The sequence below is a fragment of the Sphingomonas sp. BE138 genome (genome assembly GCF_031456125.1).
In the GTDB taxonomy this organism is placed as follows: Bacteria; Pseudomonadota; Alphaproteobacteria; order Sphingomonadales; family Sphingomonadaceae; genus Sphingomonas.
In genome coordinates, this window is record NZ_JAVDUC010000003.1 from 218,236 (window position 1) to 233,467 (window position 15,232).

At 71.6% G+C, this 15,232-nt stretch carries 15 protein-coding genes and 1 pseudogene; 9 read left to right on the forward strand and 7 right to left on the reverse strand.

Annotated features, from left to right (window positions below):
- Positions 1 to 30: 30 nt before the first annotated feature.
- A complete protein-coding gene (locus J2Y58_RS06090) occupies positions 31 to 1,848 on the forward strand; it encodes a sodium:proton antiporter (RefSeq protein ID WP_310100192.1) in 1,818 nt (605 codons plus the stop codon).
- A complete protein-coding gene (locus J2Y58_RS06095) occupies positions 1,845 to 2,462 on the forward strand; it encodes an OmpA family protein (protein WP_310100195.1) in 618 nt (205 codons plus the stop codon). The genes J2Y58_RS06090 and J2Y58_RS06095 overlap by 4 nt, the downstream gene beginning before the upstream one ends.
- A 13-nt stretch (positions 2,463 to 2,475) precedes the next feature.
- On the opposite strand, the gene J2Y58_RS06100 is transcribed toward J2Y58_RS06095, so the two are convergent.
- Both J2Y58_RS06100 and J2Y58_RS06105 read right to left on the reverse strand, forming a co-directional pair.
- Entirely contained in the window at positions 2,476 to 3,489 is a 1,014-nt protein-coding gene (locus J2Y58_RS06100; RefSeq protein ID WP_310100198.1) for a twin-arginine translocation pathway signal protein, read from the reverse strand.
- Positions 3,473 to 3,715 (reverse strand): hypothetical protein, encoded by a 243-nt coding sequence (locus J2Y58_RS06105; RefSeq protein ID WP_310100201.1) that lies wholly within the window; start codon positions 3,713 to 3,715, stop codon positions 3,473 to 3,475. The genes J2Y58_RS06100 and J2Y58_RS06105 overlap by 17 nt, the downstream gene beginning before the upstream one ends.
- Before the next feature lie 199 nt (positions 3,716 to 3,914).
- On the opposite strand from J2Y58_RS06105, the gene poxB reads away from it, so the two are divergent.
- Both poxB and J2Y58_RS06115 read left to right on the forward strand, forming a co-directional pair.
- Positions 3,915 to 5,639, forward strand: coding sequence for a ubiquinone-dependent pyruvate dehydrogenase (gene poxB / locus J2Y58_RS06110; RefSeq protein WP_310100203.1), 1,725 nt, complete (start codon positions 3,915 to 3,917; stop codon positions 5,637 to 5,639).
- Complete coding sequence (locus J2Y58_RS06115) at positions 5,636 to 6,175, forward strand: FUSC family protein (RefSeq protein WP_310100207.1); 540 nt, start codon at positions 5,636 to 5,638, stop codon at positions 6,173 to 6,175. Before poxB ends, J2Y58_RS06115 begins: the two co-directional genes overlap by 4 nt.
- Here the strand turns inward: J2Y58_RS06115 and J2Y58_RS06120 are convergent.
- Positions 6,172 to 6,552: a helix-turn-helix domain-containing protein gene (locus tag J2Y58_RS06120; RefSeq protein WP_310100209.1), complete on the reverse strand. Its 381-nt coding sequence runs from the start codon at positions 6,550 to 6,552 to the stop codon at positions 6,172 to 6,174. The two genes, J2Y58_RS06115 and J2Y58_RS06120, sit on opposite strands and share 4 nt — an antisense overlap.
- Positions 6,553 to 6,645: 93 nt before the next feature.
- Between J2Y58_RS06120 and J2Y58_RS06125 the strand changes: the two genes are divergently transcribed.
- Complete coding sequence (locus J2Y58_RS06125) at positions 6,646 to 7,707, forward strand: SDR family oxidoreductase (RefSeq protein ID WP_310100211.1); 1,062 nt, start codon at positions 6,646 to 6,648, stop codon at positions 7,705 to 7,707.
- Between the two features lie 19 nt (positions 7,708 to 7,726).
- On the opposite strand, the gene J2Y58_RS06130 is transcribed toward J2Y58_RS06125, so the two are convergent.
- A complete protein-coding gene (locus tag J2Y58_RS06130; protein WP_310100214.1) occupies positions 7,727 to 9,472 on the reverse strand; it encodes a tryptophan-rich sensory protein in 1,746 nt (581 codons plus the stop codon).
- Between the two features lie 142 nt (positions 9,473 to 9,614).
- Here J2Y58_RS06130 and J2Y58_RS06135 point away from each other — a divergent pair, with 142 nt between their 5' ends.
- Both J2Y58_RS06135 and J2Y58_RS06140 read left to right on the forward strand, forming a co-directional pair.
- Positions 9,615 to 9,977, forward strand: coding sequence for a hypothetical protein (locus J2Y58_RS06135; RefSeq protein WP_310100217.1), 363 nt, complete (start codon positions 9,615 to 9,617; stop codon positions 9,975 to 9,977).
- Positions 9,978 to 10,010: 33 nt separating this feature from the next.
- Positions 10,011 to 10,344 (forward strand): annotated as a pseudogene (locus tag J2Y58_RS06140) (hypothetical protein).
- An 11-nt stretch (positions 10,345 to 10,355) separates the two neighbouring features.
- On the opposite strand, the gene J2Y58_RS06145 reads toward J2Y58_RS06140, so the two are convergent.
- The 3 genes from J2Y58_RS06145 to J2Y58_RS06155 form a co-directional block, all read right to left on the reverse strand.
- A complete protein-coding gene (locus tag J2Y58_RS06145) occupies positions 10,356 to 11,510 on the reverse strand; it encodes an endo-1,4-beta-xylanase (RefSeq protein ID WP_310100220.1) in 1,155 nt (384 codons plus the stop codon).
- Positions 11,511 to 11,614: 104 nt separating this feature from the next.
- Complete coding sequence (locus tag J2Y58_RS06150) at positions 11,615 to 12,325, reverse strand: anti-sigma factor domain-containing protein (protein WP_310100223.1); 711 nt, start codon at positions 12,323 to 12,325, stop codon at positions 11,615 to 11,617.
- Positions 12,315 to 12,902, reverse strand: coding sequence for a sigma-70 family RNA polymerase sigma factor (locus J2Y58_RS06155; RefSeq protein WP_310100226.1), 588 nt, complete (start codon positions 12,900 to 12,902; stop codon positions 12,315 to 12,317). The genes J2Y58_RS06150 and J2Y58_RS06155 overlap by 11 nt, the downstream gene beginning before the upstream one ends.
- A gap of 146 nt (positions 12,903 to 13,048) precedes the next feature.
- Here J2Y58_RS06155 and J2Y58_RS06160 point away from each other — a divergent pair, with 146 nt between their 5' ends.
- Both J2Y58_RS06160 and J2Y58_RS06165 read left to right on the forward strand, forming a co-directional pair.
- Positions 13,049 to 14,047: a ferritin-like domain-containing protein gene (locus J2Y58_RS06160; protein ID WP_405053070.1), complete on the forward strand. Its 999-nt coding sequence runs from the start codon at positions 13,049 to 13,051 to the stop codon at positions 14,045 to 14,047.
- A gap of 62 nt (positions 14,048 to 14,109) precedes the next feature.
- The gene (locus J2Y58_RS06165; protein WP_310100229.1) at positions 14,110 to 15,156 is read left to right on the forward strand and encodes a ferritin-like domain-containing protein; all 1,047 of its coding nucleotides are present in this window, start codon (positions 14,110 to 14,112) and stop codon (positions 15,154 to 15,156) included.
- The last annotated feature ends 76 nt before the right edge of the window (positions 15,157 to 15,232 follow it).

The following is a 15,232-nucleotide window of genomic DNA, read 5'->3' on the forward strand; positions in this document are numbered from 1 at the left end:
CATTCCGCGCGCTGGCGCGTATGCGGAAGTATGGAACAACAAGCTCTCGTCATTGCGCTGATCGGCGCGCTGGGGATCGGCGCGCAGTGGATCGCCTGGCGCACCGGCTGGCCGGCGATCGCGCTGATGCTGGTCGCCGGCGTCGTCGCCGGGCCGATCCTCGGGCTGATCGACCCGCACCGCACCTTCGGCGACCTGCTCGAGCCGCTGGTCTCGGTCGCGGTCGCGATCATCCTGTTCGAGGGCGGCTTGAGCCTCAACTTCCGCGAGTTGCGCCGCACCGACGGCGCGGTCGCGCGGCTGCTGGTGGTGGGGGTGCCGGTCGGCTGGCTGCTGGGATCGCTGGCCTGCTATTATGTCGGCGGGCTGGTCTGGCCGGTCGCGGTGCTGTTCGCGGGTATCCTCGTCGTCACCGGCCCCACGGTCGTCCTGCCGCTGCTGCGCCAGAGCAACATCGCGGCGCGCCCGCGCGCGATCCTGAAATGGGAAGCGATCGTCAACGATCCGATCGGTGCCTTGTGCGGCGTCGTCACCTTCGAATATCTCCGCCGCTCCGGCGAAGGCGTCACGATCCCCGGGCTGCTCGCGTCGCTGCTGGCCGCCAGCGTCGTCTCCGGGCTGATCGGCTACGGCGCGGCGCGCGCGGTCGGCTGGGCCTTCCCGCGCGGGCACGTGCCCGAATATCTGAAGGCGCCGGTGCTGCTCGTCGCGGTGATCGCCACCTTCGTGGTGTCGAACCTCGTACAGCAGGAAACCGGGCTGCTCGCGGTGACGGTGATGGGCGTGGCACTTGCCAACATGCGGCTCGATTCGCTGCGCGACATCCACCCGTTCAAGGAAAACGTCACCGTCCTGCTCATCTCCGGCGTGTTCGTGCTGCTTTCGGCGACGCTGAACCTGGCCGTGCTGGAACGGTTCGAGTGGCGCTTCCTCGCCTTTCTCTTCGCGTTGCTGTTCCTCGTCCGGCCGGCGACCGTGCTCCTCAGCCTCGCCTTTACGCGCGTGCCGTGGAACGAGCGGTTGCTGGTCGCCTGGATCGCGCCGCGCGGGATCGTCGCGGTGGCGATCTCCGGGCTGTTCGCGCTGCGGCTCGGCAACCTCGGCTATGACGACGGGTCGATCCTGGTCACCTTGTCGTTCGCGGTCGTGGTGGCGACGATCATCGCGCACGGCTTTTCGATCGGGCCGGTATCGCGGCTGCTGAAGGTAACCGGCGCGGCAGAGCGCGGGCTGCTGATCGTCGGCGCGACGCCGTGGAGCAGCGGGCTGGCGACGCAGCTGCGCCAGCTCGGCGTGCCGGTCACCATCTGCGATACCAGCTGGCAGCGGCTGGCGCCCGCCCGCCACGCCGGGCTCCCGACCTACCATGGCGAGATCCTCGCCGAGGCGACGGAGGATCGGCTCGACCTGTCGCAGTTCGAGGTGCTGGTCGCGGTCACCGACAACGAGGCATATAACGCGCTGGTCTGCAACGAGTTCGCGCCAGAGATCGGCCGCGACAACGTCTACCAGCTCGGCGCCGGGTCGCGCGGCGACGACGCCAGGGCGCTCCCTGCGTCGCTGCGCGGACGCGCGCTGTTCACCAGCGGGCACGGGGTCGAGGAGATCATGCGCCGCGTCGCGGACGGCTATGTCTTCCGCAAGACCCGGATCACCGACAAGTTCGACTTCGACACGGCCCGCGCCGACATGGCGGACGAGGCGGACATGCTGCTCCTGCTGCGCAAGGGCGGGCCGCTGCGCTTCTTCTCGCACGCCAGCCGCCCGACCCCGCAGTCGGGCGACACGATCATCAGTTTCGGTCCACCCGCCGCCGCGCGCCGCGGGCAGCAGGAGGCAGCGGCATGAGCAAGACGATCAACACGGCGACCGCCACGCTCGCCCTGATCCTGGCGGCCTGCTCGCCGCCCGCGCAGCAGGCCTCGCGCAACGACACCGCGCCCGATAATGCCGCCGCCGCCATCGTCGCCAACGATGCCGGGGTCGCCGCACCGACCAAGTCGATCCTGCGTCCCGAGGTCGCCGAACCGGAGCCCGAGGAAGCGGCGTTGCAGCCGCTGGACGTCGTCATCTCGTTCGACGAGCGCGGCACCGCGCTTCCCGACGCATCCAGGGCCAGGCTGGACGACATGATCGCCAGCCCGACCTTCCAGGCCGGCGGCACCGTGACGGTGCGCGGCCACAGCGACACCCGCGGCGGGGACCGCGCCAACCTGGCCGCGTCGCGCCGCCGCGCCGAGCTGGTGCGCGCCTATCTGATCGGAAAAGACGTCGATCCTGCCCGGCTGACGGTGATCGCGCTGGGCGAGACGACGCCGCTGGTGCCCAACGCGCACCCGGACGGCAGCGACGACCCCGCCGCGCGCGCCCGCAACCGGCGCGTGGAGGTGCACGTCGCGCTCCCCGCTACCGCTTCCCCGGACGGAGCGCCCGACGATGGCGCCGACGGGAATGCGTCATAGGCTTTCCCGGCCGTCAGAACACCACCGCCGCGTCCGGCGCCTTGGCGGTCGCGAACATCCCCGTGACGCGCCACTGGCGCAGGTCGATCGTGGCGAGCCGGTCGTCCTCCAGCGCCGCATGGAGCGTGTCGCCGGCCAGCGTCAGCCCGGCCGCCCCCGCCGCCAGCGGCAGGCGCGCCTGCTCCGCCAGCGTGACCGGGTCGAGCCGCGACAGGCTCTTGTCGGCGAAGTTGGAGACGATCACCCCACCGTCGCGCTGCGTCACGACCCGCACCGCCTCGCCGCGCATCCGGCGCTGCGCCCGCTCCGCCAGCGTCGCGGCATCCAGCGCGTGGATCGTCCCGTTCGGCCGGTCGACGACATACAGCGTCCGTTCGTCCGGGCTGAGCGCCAGCCCCTCGGGCGCGGTGCCGATGCGCTTGCGCACCGGCGCGACGTCGACGTTCTCGGGATCGACCATGATGACCGCGCCGCTGAGCGTATCGGCGACATAGGCGCGAGCGCCGTCGCGGCGGATCACCAGATAATGGCTGCGCACCCCGCCGACCGGAACCAGCCGCGACGGCGCGGTATCGGTCGCCGGATCGTCGAACCGCGCCAGCACGCTCTCCTGCTCGGACAGGGCGTAGAGGCGGCCGCGATCGTCGAGCCGCACGGCGTGCAGCCGGCCGAACGGCGCAAGGTCGATCGTCCGCGCCAGCGCGCGCCGGTGCAGGTCGATCACCCAGATCGCGCTCCCGCCCGCGCCGGGCGCCTTCCAGCTTTCGACCCCGTAATGGCCGACATAGGCGAAGCGGCCGGCGGCATCGCCGGCGATCTCGTGCGGTTGCCTGCCCAGCACGACCGCGCCGATCGCCCGGCCGCCGGGCAGCGCATAGAAGCCGACCCGCCCCGCGCCCTTCTCGACCAGCGCCAGCGTCTGCCCGGCCGCCGGGGTCTGCGCCGCCGCGCGCCCACCCGGCAGCATCGCCGCAAGCGCACCGCCGACCGCCATCCGCAGACCCGCGCGCCTATCCATCAACGTCATGTTGCGCTCCCTCCTGTGCGCCCGCCCCCGCCTTCGCCCCCGCCCGATCCACCGCCAGCTGCCGCTCCGCCGCGGCGATGACGATGTCGAGATCGGCGGCTTGCAGGTGGCTGTCGGGATCGACGTCGTCGCCGTCGTACAAGGTCGCGCGGAAAGCACGCAGGTGCGCGATCGCCTGTGCCAGCGTCGTCGCGTCGACGCGCATCGCGCCGTCTGCGGCCCGCATCGTATCCGGAAGTGTCGTGTCCATGACAGCGCAAGCGCGCGCCGACGCGCCGCGTTCCCCCTCGCCGACCCGCCGCGTCGGCGCGCGGCACGAGTGCAAGGATTGCAGCCGGGGTTGATCTATTTAAACGGAAGCGAAACGCCGCCGGAACGTTCCATGCGCACCCACGGGCAACAGCCCCAAGCAGGACACGACGCCGATGAGCAAGACGATCGCCGACCTTCTCAACGATACGCTGGTGGAAGCGGGGGTGAAGCGGATCTGGGGCGTGACCGGCGACAGCCTCAACGCCTTCAACGACAGCATGCGCCGGTCGGGCATGATCGACTGGATGCATGTTCGCAACGAGGAGGCGGGCGCCTTCGCCGCCGGTGCGGAGGCCGCCGCCACCGGCGCGCTGGCGGTGTGCGCGGGCAGCTGCGGCCCGGGCAATCTGCACCTGATCAACGGGCTGTTCGACTGCCACCGCAACCACGTTCCCGTGCTGGCGATCGCCGCGCATATCCCGTCGAGCGAAATCGGCCTGACCTATTTCCAGGAAACGCACCCGACCGAGCTGTTCCGCGAGTGCAGCCACTTCTGCGAGATGGTGCAGGACGCGCGGCAGATGCCCGAACTGCTCCACCGCGCGATCCGCACCGCGATCGGGCAGCGCGGGGTTGCGGTGCTGGTGATTCCTGGCGACGTCGCGCTCCAGAAGGCGCCCGACACCCGCGCCGTCCCCTTTCCCGCGCTCGCCGCGCCGCGGCTCGTTCCCGACGCCGCGGCGCTGCATCAGGTGGCGGCGCTGGTCAACGAATCGAAGGCGGTCACGCTGCTGTGCGGATCGGGTGTCGCGGGCGCGCACGACGAGGTGGTGGCGCTCGCCGCCGCGCTGAAGGCGCCGATCGTCCACGCGTATCGCGGCAAGGAGTGGATCGAATACGACAATCCCTACGATGTCGGCATGACCGGGCTGATCGGCTTCTCCTCGGGCTATCATGCGATGATGGAATGCGACACGCTGCTGATGCTCGGCACCGACTTCCCGTATCGCAACTTCTATCCCGACAAGGCGAAGGTGGTGCAGGTCGATCGCGATCCGGGCGCGCTGGGCCGGCGGGTGCCGCTCGACCTGGGCGTGGTCGCCGACGTGAAGGAGTTCGCCGCCCGCCTCGCCCCGCTCGTCCACCCCGACCGTGACGACGGCTTCCTCGACAAGGCGCGCGCGCACTATCGCGACGCGCGCACCGGCCTCGACGAACTCGCCAGTCCGCGCGACGGGGAGAAGCCGCTCCACCCGCAATATGTCGCCGCGACCATCGATCGCCTCGCCGCGGCGAACGCGGTCTTCACCGCCGACGTCAGGACGCCCGCGGTATGGGCGGCGCGCTACCTGACGATGAACGGACAGCGGCGGCTGATCGGCTCGTTCAACCACGGGTCGATGGCCAATGCGCTGCCGCAGGCCTTGGGCGTACAGGGCGGGTTCCCGGGGCGGCAGGTCGTCTCGCTGTCGGGCGACGGCGGGCTTGCGATGCTGATGGGCGACATGCTCACCGCGGTGCAGATGGACCTGCCGATCAAGATCGTGGTCTTCAACAACTCGACGCTCGGCTTCGTCGAACTGGAGCAGAAAGCCGCCGGCTATGTCGACACCAACGTGTCGCTGAAGAACCCGGATTTCGCCGCGATCGCGCGCGAGATGGGCTATTTCGGCGCGCGCGTCACGCGCTCCGACGCGCTGGAGGGCGCGCTGCGCGAGGCGTTCGCGCACGACGGCCCGGCGCTGGTCGATGTCGTGACCGAGGGGCTCGAACTCATCATGCCGCCCAAGATCCAGGCCGAGCAGGCGAAGGGCTTCAGCCTCTATGCCGCGCGCGCGGTGCTGAGCGGGCGAGGCACCGAAGTGATCGAGCTCGCCCGGGCCAATCTGTTCCGGTGAGCGCCGCCGCCCGGCCGGCCGCGGCGCGTGCGCGCCTGCGCCCGGTGGCCTTTGTCGTCCGCTGCACCGGCTCGGCGCTCCTCGCCGCGGTGACGGCGGGGGCGCTCGGGCTCGGCCATCCGGTCTGGGCGGTGGTGTCCGCGCTGGTGGTGTCGCAGGACAGCGCCGGCGACACAGGTCGCGCGTTCCTGTGGCGCGTGGCGGCCACCGTCGCGGGCGTGCTGGTCGCGGTGGCGGTGGGCAGCACGATCGTCGACCCCTGGCCCGAACACCCGGTTCAGCTCGCGACGGCGGTGGCGATCTGCGCGGGTATAGCGCGACGCTGGCCGATGCTGCGCGTCTGCATGTGGACCGCCCCGATCGTGCTTATGACCGCAACACCGGACGGCGGCGTCGGCCACGCCGCGATCGAGCGCGGCAGCGAGGTCATCGTGGGCGCGGCGCTCGCCACCGCGCTGCACTGGATCGTCGACCGGGCGCTCGGCCTCGTGTCCGGTCCTCCGAGCACCGGCCGCGCGCCGCCGCGCCGGGCCTAGGCGCGCCGTGAGCGCGCGCGCGGGGCCAGCCGGTCCAGCGCATCGCGATTGTCGCGCCCCCATCGGTACAGCAGTTCCACCGGTTCCACGAAGCGCCGCCCCAACTCGGTCAGCCGGTACTCGACCATCGGCGGGATCGTGCTCTGCACGTGCCGCGACAGCAGCCCGCTCGCCTCCATGTCGCGCACGGTCTGCGTCAGCATCTTCTTCGAAATGCCCGGCAGGCTGCGCTGGAGCACGCCGGTGCGCGCGGCGCCGTCATGGCGCGCGTGCAGCGTGTGCAGCACCATGCTGGTCCACTTGGTCGCGAACAGCTCCAGCACGCGACGCGGCGCGCAATCCTCGCGCCATTCCTCTTCCGGCGATCCGGGCTGCATGCGGTTACCTTCCGGTGCCTGGGGGTGTGAACGGTGCCGTCTACAAACGCGGCGCCACGGTGCCTAGCTCCCGTGTCGATCGAGGAGACGCACATGACGAAGACGGCATTGGTGGTGGGCGCAAGCGGGATCGTCGGCGGCGCGACGGTCGACCTGCTGGCGGCGAAGGGGTGGACGGTCCACGGCCTCGCGCGCCGACCACGCGCACGACCGGGCGTGACGCCCGTTGCCGCCGACCTGCAGGACGCGGCCGCGACCGCGGCGGCGCTGCGCGACCTCCACCCCGATGCGGTGTTCATCACCACCTGGGCCCGGCAGGACAGCGAGGCGGAGAACATCCGCGTCAACGCCGCGATGGTGCGCAACCTGCTCGACGCGCTCCCCCGGCCCAGCGGGCCGCGCCACGTCGCGCTGGTCACCGGGCTGAAGCACTACCTCGGTCCGTTCGAGGCCTATGGCAAAGGGACGCTGCCGCAGACGCCGTTCCGCGAGGAACAGGGGCGGCTCGACGTCGAGAACTTCTATTATGCGCAGGAGGACGAACTGTTCGCCGCCGCGGCGCGCGACGGCTTCAGCTGGAGCGTGCACCGGCCGCATACCGTGATCGGGCTGGCGGTCGGCAACGCGATGAACATGGGCACGACACTGTCGGTTTATGCGACCTTGTGCCGCGAGCGCGGGCGGCCGTTCGTCTTTCCCGGCTCGGCGGCGCAATGGTCGGGGCTGACCGACATGACCGACGCGGGGCAGCTTGCCCGCCACTTGCTGTGGGCCGTGGAGACCGACGCCGCGCATGACGAGGCGTTCAACGTCGTCAACGGCGACGTCTTCCGCTGGGAATGGATGTGGGGCCGCATCGCGCAATGGTTCGGGGTCGAGCCCGCGCCCTTCGACGGCACCGTCCGCCCGCTGGAGCAGCAGATGGCCGGTGATGCCGACCTGTGGCGCACGATCGTGGCGCGCGAGGGGCTGACCGAGCCGGATCTGGACCGTCTCGCCTCGCCCTGGCACACCGACGCCGATCTCGGTCGCCCGATCGAGGTGGTCACCGACATGAGCAAGAGCCGCCGGCTCGGCTTTACCGGCTATCAGCCGACCGACGATGCCTTCTTCGCCTTGTTCGAGCGGCTGCGCGCGGACCGGCTGATCCCGTAGCGCCGCCGCCCGCGCCGGTTCATCGCTGGCCGTCCGAAGGTGCGGCCGCCGCGGGATTGTCGCGCCGGATCCGCTCCGCCAGCACGGTGGCGAAGGCGACCCACGCCACGAAGGGGGTCGCCAGCGCCGCGGCGGGGCGATCGACCTTCGCCGCCGCGACCGTCAGCGCCGCGCCCGATGCGACCATCGCGCCCGAGGCGACCGCACTTCCGCCCAGCTGCCGGCGGCGGAAGAACAATTCGGTCCAGCCGCCGATCATCGCGATATTGGCGGCCCACAGTCCCAGCGCGACGTTCCGGCGCGCCGTCGCCGGCGCGCGGAGCAGCCGGTAGCCGCCCACCGCCAGCCCGGTTTCCAGCACCGGCCACACCGCCCCGAACGCCGCGTCCGGCGGCGTGAAGCCGGGCTTGTCGAGCCGGTGGTACCAGCGCCGGATCCGCGGATGCGAGGGATCGGGCGCGTTGCGGCGGCCGACCAGCGCACTCGCCCCCACCGCCGCGCCGACCACCGCCAGCGCCGGCAGCGGCGACATTCCGGTCTCTGCAGGGGACGGGGCAGCAGCGGGCGGGGCCCCGTCGCCACCCGGATAGGGCGACAGGTCGGGCTCGATGCCGTTGCCTCCGAATATTGACCCGGTCGCCTTGCGCACCGCCGGCCGGCTCGCCACCGCCAGCGCGGCGTGGAGCAGGCGGATGCCGGTGCGGCTCTGCGGGTGCAGCAGCCGCGGCGCGATCTTCGGCACGCCCTGCGCGTCCTCGACCATCGGCCGCATCGCACGCTCGTACGCCGCGAAGGCGCTCGCCACGTCGGCGTTGCGGATCAGCTCGCCGGCCAGGACATAGGCGCCGGTGATCGCCAGCGTCGTCCCAATCCCGGCGATCGGCGTCGCGCACCACGCCGCATCCCCGGTCAGCGCCACCCGGCCCCGCGACCAGCGCGGCATCCGCACCTGCCGCAACACGTCGAAATAGAAATCCCCGGTGCGGTCCAATCCGTCCAGGACGCGCGCCGCCTCCCACCCGGCATCGGCGAAGCGCTGGCGCAGCCACGCCTTCTGCCGCTCCGCATCCCAGTCCTGCTCGCCGGCCGGGGATTGCTGGATCGACAGCATCGCGCGCGTCGTCCCGTGACGATCGGGCCGCAGCGAGATGCTGCGCCCGCCCGGCGCATTGTACCAGCGCCACAGCCGGTCGTCGTCCGCGGTGCGCGGGATCGTGAAATAGGCGATCGTCAGATCCATCCAGCGCGGCTCGTTCTCGTCCGGAAAGACCAATCCGCGCGTCGAGGAGCCCACGCCCTCGGCGACGATCACCGCGTCGAAGCGCGCGGTCGCGCCGCTGGCGAAGGTGACCCCGGCACCCGCGCCGTCGTGCGTGATCGCCGCCACGCTGTCGCCGAAGCGGTACGTGGCGTGCGCCGCCGCCGGTTCGTACAGCAGCCGCGCGAGATCGCCGCGCAGGATCTCCAGTTCGGCGGTCGGCCCGTCGCGGCCGCCATGCGCGACCGGGAACAGCGCCGCCGCACCGCCGTCGGCGTCGACCCAGGCGGTCCCCTCCTCGCCCGTCCCGCGGTCGAGCGCGGCCCGTTCCAGCCCCATCCGCCGCAACACCTCGCGCCCCGCGCCGCGCACGTCGATGTTCTGACCGCCGTCGCGGAACGCCGGCGCACGCTCGACCACCGTGACGTCGAACCCGTGGCGGCCGAGCCACCATGCGACGGTGTTGCCGGCGACGCTGGCACCGGTAATCAGGACGGAACGGGGCATGCGGGGCGATCTCCTTTGCGCCGCCCCAACGATCGACCGCCGATTTGGCCGCGCGGGCGTGTTCCTGCGCATGGCTTTGCGCTACGGGGCCGCCATCACTGCCCCGCCACCACTGCCCCGCCACCACAGCAAGGAACGCCCGATGACCGACGCCGCGACCGCCTGGGATGGCGACAAGGTCCGCATTTGGCTGGAGCGCCGGCAGGCGGCGGCGCGGCTTGATCAGGCGGCGGCGGACCGGCGCGGCTATGCGGCGCAGGACGATTACGACCAGGCGGCGGCCGAGGAATGGGCGTGCCGCGCGCTACAGGCCGGCGGCCATGCCGGTGACCGCGATGCCTTCGCCGCGCACGTCAAGGCGCTGCTCGCGCAGGACGAATATCGGCAGACCGGCATCAACGACGACCGCCGCTTCGAGCGCCACGTCCGTGCGACGCTGCGCAAGGTCGCAAGGATGACCAAGGCGAACGACGGCTTCGCCAACACCCTGCGCTACCAGGACTGATCCCCATCCCCTCCAGCCGGACACGACCGACCCATGGCACGCCGTTCCTCCAAGCACGATCCCTACCCGCCCGCCGCGGATGACGAGGCCGCCGCCGCCCCGCCGCCGTGCTGGTTGTGCGGCCGGCCGCTCGGTGCGACGATCGTCTGGCATCATCCCGTGCCCAAGAGCCGCGGCGGGCGCGACGTGGTGCCGATGCACCCGATCTGTCAGCAGACGCTGACCGCCAACTTCACCAATTCCGAATTGCAGCGCCACGGCATGGACGTCGACGCGCTGCTGGCGAACCCCGACGCGCAAGTTCGTCGACTGGGTGGCGAAGAAGGACCCCGACTTCACCGCCACCATCGCGAAGAAACGGCGCTAGCCGCCTCCACGTCAGTGGATCAAACTCTGGCGCGCCGGCGCTGCCTTCAGCGCCGCGGCGATCGCGTCGCGCAGCGGCTTGGGCCGGTAATCATCGTCGAACGGCAGCGGGCGCAGCGGCTGGCGATCGTCGCGCGGCGAGAAGCCCTGCAACCAGCTGTAGCGATCGACCAGGCCCCAGCAGATCAGCTCGTCGAGCTGCCGATACGACAGCATCAGGTCCAGGTAGCCCTTGCCCACCGCCGCGACCTCCGCGTCGCGCGCCGCGATCGATCCGGCCAGCCGGCGGTCGCTGACGTCGAATTCGGTGATCGCCAGCCGATATCCCATCGCGGTCACCGCATCGAGGAACGCGCGCCACTCGCGCTCGCGCGTCCGCGTGCGCGCCATGTCGCCGCCGGAGCCGGTCGCGCTCTGCTCGGTGCCGATGTGGCTCTGCACCCCCAGCGCGTCGACCGGCACGTTCTCGCGCCGGAACCGCTCCAGCAGCCGCAGCACTCCGGCACGGTGCGCCGCGGAGCCTTCGCCCCACGACATGAAGTCGTTGTAGACGCGCCGCGCGTGCGGCGCCCGCCCCCGGGCGGTCTCGAACGCGATGCGCAGCGCCTCGAACCCCAGCTTGCGCTGGAACACCGTGTCGCGCGGCGCGCCGGTGGCGGGATCGACCGTTTCGTTCACGACGTCCCACGCATGCACCTGCGGCCCGAAATGCCCGACGACCTCGCCGACATACCGCTCAAGCCACGCCGCCAGCGCCGCCGCGGGCGCGTCCGCATAGCGCTGCTCCAGCCATCGCGGCACATATTGCGGCGTGTTCCACAACAGCGTGTGACCGCGCAGCCGCTTGCCGTGCGTGCGCGCCCAGTCCGCGATCCGGTCGCCCGGCGCGAAATCGCGCGCGTCGGCCACCCGTGCGATCACATAGGGCTTCATCTCGTTCTCGGCGACGATCGCGCCCGCCTCGCGCGCGACGACCGCCATCATCCGCGGATCGGACAACATCCCCGTCAGCGATCCCGGCCGGCCGCCGCCGACCGCCGTGCCGAACGTCACGCCCTTCGCCGCCGCGAGCCGGGCCAGCGGCGGCGTATCGCGCACCGCCGCGGGCAATGCCGCGACCGCGATGCCGCCCAGCAGGTCGCGCCGCGAAGGATGGCGTCCGGTCATATCGCTTGCTCCCCACGGCTTGCCCCGCGCCGCGGCACGACGCTAGCCGCGACGCCGACGCAAGTCACGGCGTCGCGGCGCGAAAGTGCCCGATCGTCAGACCCCTACAGCGCCGCCAGCGCACCCGCGGCGATGACGGGGCCGGTCGGCTGCCCAGTCGGCGACCCGCCGCGCGGCTCGACCGAAATCGCCAGCGAGTTGCCCGCGCGCGGCACGTTTGCCGCCGCCAGCGCGATCGTCCGCACCCCGTCCGTCGCGATCACGCCCAGCGACACCGGCTTGCCGCCCGGTGGCAGGCGCCACAGCTCCGCGACCCGCCCGTCAGGCACGGACACCGCACCCGCCAGCCGCACCGTCCGCGCCTCCGGCCGGACGATGGCGACCGGTGCCGGCGTCGCGCGTCGTTCCGACCAGTCGAGCTGCGCGACCAGCACCGGCGTCGCCCGCGGCGCTTGCACAGGCGGCGACAACGGCGGCGAGGCGACCCGGGCCGGCGGGACCAGCAGCCACGCCGCGCCCGACGCCGCCAGCGCGCCGAGCGCGGCGCCGATCCCCGCCGATCGCCAGTCGACCCCGCGCCGCCGCGGCGCGATCCGCGGCAGGTCGATCATCGCTTCGATCCGCGCCGCCAGATGCGCGGGCGGCGTCACCTCGCGATACCGGTCGAACAGACCCGCGAACCGCGCCTCCCACCACGCGACCTCGTCCGCGAAGGCGGCGTCCTGCACCCGGCGTGCCTCGGCACGCGCGCGTTCGTCGTCGGGCAGCAGCCCCAGCACCAATTCGGCGGCCAGGATGCGATCGTCAGGCGTCATCGCTGAGACACTCCCGCAGCCGGAGCAGGGCGCGCCGGATCATGCTCTTCATCGTCGGCAACGGCACTCCCGCGCGTTGCGCGACATCGCCGTAGGTCAGCCCGCCGAGGAACGCGGCGCGGATCGCGTGGCGCGGGCGCTCCTCCAGCCGGTCCATGCACCGGTCGAGCCGCTGGCGCTCCTCGATCATCGACAAGGCGGCGTCGGCCAAAGGCGCGTCGTCGGCCGCCTCGTCCTGCGCGCCCTCCGCCGGGTCGAGCGTCGGCGTCCGCCCCTGCGGCGAGCGCCGCCAGTCGAGCGAACGGTTGCGCGCGATCGTCGCCAGCCACGTCACCGGGTGGCTGCGCGCCGGCTCGTAGGCGGCGGCGCGACGCCAGACGATCAGGTACACCTCCTGCAACACGTCCTCCGCGGCCTGCCTCTCGCCACAGATACGGAGGCAGATGCCGAAAAGCTTCGCCGAGGTCAGTTCGTAGACGCGCCGGAACGCGGCGCGGTCGCCGGTCCCGCACTGCGCCAGTGCCGCCGCCAGTATCGCCCGGCGCGGATCGGCCGCGGGCGTTTCGATGCCTGTCACCTCGTCACTCCGCCCTGTCGGCCGACCTTGTGCATGTTTATTTTCGCCGGCGCTGCATCCTGATCCAGGTTCGTTCCGTACCTTCGTTTACCCAATTTGGGGAAGACGCTTCGTGTCATTCCCCGGGGGTTTTTGGGAGTTGCGATATGACCATGCAGGACGCCCGAACCGAGCAGGATCTTCTGATCGAAACATTCGACGGCCGCGCCCGACGACGCGAGAACCGGCGCGCCTTCTTCACCGCCGCGCTGGGCGCGGCCGCCGTCGGCAGCGCCTTCGTCTATAGCGATCCGGCGCTGGCGCAGACGGCGGTCACCGATGCCGACGTCCTGAACTTCGCGCTGAACCTCGAATATCTCGAGGCGCAATTCTACCTCTACGCGGTGAACGGCACCGGGTTGACCAGCGACCTGACCGCCAGCGGCGGGGGCGCCGCGGGCGGCACCGTCACGGGCGGGGCGCGCGTGGACTTCCTCACCGATCCGCTGGTCGGCGCCTATGCGCGCGAGATCGCCGCCGACGAGCTGGCGCACGTCAAGTTCCTGCGCACCGCGCTCGGCACCGCGGCGGTGGCGATGCCCAACATCAACATCAGCGGCGACGCCAACGGCCCGTTCACCGCCGCCGCGCGCGCCGCCGGGGTCGTCGATGCGACCGGGACGTTCAATCCCTATGCCTCGCCCACCGACTTCCTGCTCGGCGCGTTCATCTTCGAGGACGTCGGCGTCACCGCCTACAAGGGTGCCGCGCCGCTCTTGACCAACAAGACCTTCCTGGAGGCCGCCGCCGGCATCCTGGCGGTTGAGGCCTATCACGCCGCGATCGTCCGCACGACGCTGTATTCCAAGGGCGTGCAGGGGCTGATCGACGCCACCGAGAAGATCTCGGCCGCGCGCGACACGCTCGACGGGTCGCCCGCCGACGACCCGGTCCGCGGCATCGGCGGCGACGACGATCAGGGGATCGCGCCGTCGGGCAGCGGCGACACGCTGATCGCCAACCTTTCCCCGCTGAACAGCAACGGTCTGGCCTACAGCCGCACCCCCGGCCAGGTGCTCAACATCGTCTATCTCAGCGCGGGGGCCGCGACGATGGGCGGCTTCTTCCCCAACGGCGTCACCGGCAACATCAAATCGACCGGCTGAGCGGGCGTGCGCGCTTCTCCTTCGACGATGTTTCTTCCCGACGCTTTTCAAGGAATGTTCCCATGATCGATCCCCACAAGGCTCTCGACGTCCTGGCCGCTGCCGAGGCGCGACGTGCCGCCCGACGCGGTTTCCTGAAGGCCGCCGGCGGCGGCGCCATGCTGATCGGCGGCGCCTCGCTGCTGTCGGCCTGCTACGGCGACTATGACGAGAGCGGCCCCGCCCCGACGCCAAGCCCCAGCCCGACCCCCAGCCCCACCGCCGCGATCACCGACGTCGACGTGCTGAACCTGGCGCTCAACCTCGAATATCTCGAAGCGCAATTCTACCTCTACGCGGTCAACGGCACCGGGCTGACCGCGGCGCAGACCGCCAGCGGCTCGGGCACCGCCGGGGGCACCGTCACCGGCGGCGCGAAGGTCGACTTCTCGGGCGACCGCAACGTCGGCGCCTATGCGCGCGAGATCGCGGCGGACGAACTGGCGCACGTCGTCTTCCTGCGCCAGGCGCTCGGCTCCTCGGCGGTCGCGATGCCCAACATCAACATCGACGGCGGCGCGAACGGCGCCTTCACCGCTGCGGCGCGCGCGGCGGGGGTGATCGGGCAGAGCGAGACGTTCAATCCGTATGCGTCGCCCGAGAACTTCCTGCTCGGCGCGTTCCTGTTCGAGGATGTCGGCGTCACCGCCTACAAGGGCGCCGCACCGCTGCTGACCAACAAGACCTATCTGGAGGCGGCGGCCGGCATCCTGGCGGCGGAGGCCTATCACGCCGGGATTGTGCGCACGGTGCTGTATGCCAAGGGCGTGCAGACCCCGACGCTGATCACCGCCACCACGCGCATCTCCGACGCGCGCGACCTGCTCGACGGCACCCCCGCCAACGACGACATCCGCGGGATCGGCTCCGACGACGATCAGGGGCTGGTCGACAGCAGCAACAACGCCAATCTGGTGCCCGCCAACGTCAACGCGATCGCCTACAGCCGCAGCAGCCAGCAGGTGCACAACATCGTCTACCTGAACGCCACCGGCGCCAACCGCGCCGGGGGCGGGTTCTTCCCCAACGGGACGAACAACGCCAACGCCTCGCTGCGCGTCGGGCTCTGACCCGCGACACAAGGCCCCGGCCGTCCGTCGCGGCGGCCGGGGCATCGCGCCTGCAATGAATTGTCGCGGAGCCTAA